We start from the raw sequence: 2,178 nt of genomic DNA, 5'->3' as shown, positions 1-2,178 counted from the left end.
AGGGCATTCATCACGTGGTGCTCGCCGAGCACCCGGAAGCGCACGGGGGCGCTCCGCTCGCCCAGGTGCAGGGTGAAGGTCGTGCCGGTGGCCGAGGCCACCACCTCGGAGGCGCGGACGTCGCTGTCGGGGCCGAGCCCGAAGAAGCGGACGCGGGCCCGGGAAAACTCCGCCATCGAGGCGACTCGCGGGTCGTCCCGGTTCAGGATCGCGACGGCGCCCTCCGGCAGCGCGCGAACCATCTCGCTCTTCGCGCGGAAGGTGGCCTCGATGCCGCCGAACTCGCCCGCGTGGGCGAGGCCGACCGAGAGCACAATGCCGATGTGGGGCGGGGCCATCCGGGTCAGGCGTTCGATCTCGCCCTCGGCGCTCGCGCCCATCTCGGCGACGAGGTAGCGGGTGTCCTCCGTGACGCGGAGCATCGTGATCGGGCCGCCGACCTCGTTGTTGAAGGACTTCTCGGAGGCGACCGTGCTGCCGAGGCGCTCGGTCATGGCGGCGAGCAGGTTCTTCGTCGTCGTCTTGCCGTTGGAGCCCGTGATCCCGACGATGCGCAGGGGGGCACCCTCGCCGCCGTCCCGGGCCAGGGCGCGCCGCACGACCTCGGTCGCGAGCGCGCCGAGCGCGTCGACGGAGTCGGCGACCACGATCTGCGGCACGCGGCCGGCGGCCTCCGGCACCTCGTGCTCGACAACGACCGCGGCCGCGCCCCGGTCGATCGCGGTGCCGACGAAGCGGTGCCCGTCGGTTTCCTCGCCGCGCTTGGCGAAGAAGAGCTGACCGTCGGTCACCTCGCGGGAATCGGTTTGGGAGTCGCCGGAGACGAGCGTCGCGGCGTCCTGCGTATCCGAGGCGAGCACCAGGCGTCCGGAGACGGCCTCGGCGAGCTCACGCAGGGAGAGAGAAATCACGGTAGTAGTCCTGACTCGCGGAGGGCCCCGCGCACTTCGTCCCGAGCCGAATACGGCAACATGTTGCCGGCCACCTCCTGGTGGTCCTCGTGGCCCGGGCCAGCATACAGAATAACGTCTCCGGACCCCGCCCGGGAAATGGCCGCGCGGATGGCCGCGCGCGGGTCCCCGATTTCGAGGATTTCGGCGCGGCCGCCGACCGCCCGGGCACCCGCCAGCAGCTGCGCGCGGATGTCAGCGGGGTCCTCGTCGCGGGGGTGGTAATCGCAGATGATCACGGTGTGCGCCCCGCGCGCGGCGACCGCGCCCATCTCGGCGCGCTTCGTGGTGTCCCGGTTCCCGTCGGCGCCGAACATCATGATGATCTTGCCGTCGACGACCTCGTTCAGGGCCTCGAGCATCGAGGCGAAGGCCCCGGCGGTGTGCCCGTAGTCCACGAAGAAGCGGGGGCCAGCACCGCCCGCGGTCATCTCTTCGAGCCGGCCAGGGATGTAGACGGGGATCTCGCCGGAGCGGGGCAGCCCCGCGGCGACCCGGTCCAGGGTGATCCCGGCCTCGTGCAGCATGATCAGCGCGAGGGCGGCGTTTTCCGCCATGAAGCGGCCGAAAACGGGCACGCGGCCGCGGAAGTAGGCGCTGTTGGGGCCCGTGAGCACGAAGGAGACGCCGTCAAGCGACTGCCGGGTGATCGCGAGGTGCCAGTCGGCCTTTTGGCCGTACTCGGTGGCGAGCGTGGTGACCGGGATCGCGGCCTCGGCGGCGATGCGGCGGCCGTGCTCGCCGTCCACCACGACGACGCCGCGCTCGGCGTGCTCGGGGGTGAACAGTCGCTGCTTGGCGGCGAAGTACTCCTCCATGCTGCCGAACTCGTCCAGGTGGTCCTGGGAGAAGTTGTTGAAGGCCGCGACGTCGAAGCGGACCCCGTCGACGCGGTGCCGGACGAGGGCCTGGGCGGACACCTCCAGGACGACGCCGCCGACGCCCTCCTCGCGCATCCGGGCGAGGAGCCCGTGCAGTTCCGAGGCCTCGGGGCTCGTCAGGGCGCTCTCGATCACGGTCTCGCCGATGCGACGCTCGGCGGTGGAGCTGAGGCCGGGGACGATGCCCGCCGCCTCCAGCAGGGCCGCGAGCAGGTAGACCACGCTCGTTTTCCCGTTGGTGCCCGTGATGGCGAAGGTCTTCGCCTCGCCGAGCTCCGTGCCGTAGACGAGCGCGGAGACCGCGCCGAGGACCGCCCGCGGGCTGGGGGTGGTGAGCACGGGGAGTC

2 protein-coding genes are annotated in these 2,178 nt (G+C 71.7%); both read right to left on the bottom strand.

The window, feature by feature from the left end; translation table 11 throughout:
• A partial coding sequence (locus tag OOT08_RS18170) for a UDP-N-acetylmuramoyl-tripeptide--D-alanyl-D-alanine ligase (RefSeq protein WP_325094290.1) occupies positions 1–911 on the bottom strand: 911 nt, incomplete at its 3' end.
• Positions 908–2,178: Mur ligase family protein (locus OOT08_RS18165; protein WP_325094289.1), on the bottom strand; the 1,271-nt coding region annotated here is incomplete at its 5' end. The genes OOT08_RS18165 and OOT08_RS18170, both read right to left, overlap by 4 nt.

This window comes from Leucobacter sp. M11 (genome assembly GCF_035726885.1).
In the GTDB taxonomy this organism is placed as follows: domain Bacteria; phylum Actinomycetota; class Actinomycetes; order Actinomycetales; family Microbacteriaceae; genus JAPFRB01.
The sequence above is the reverse complement of the archived record's forward strand: the minus strand, read 5'-3'. Positions and strand labels throughout refer to the sequence as shown.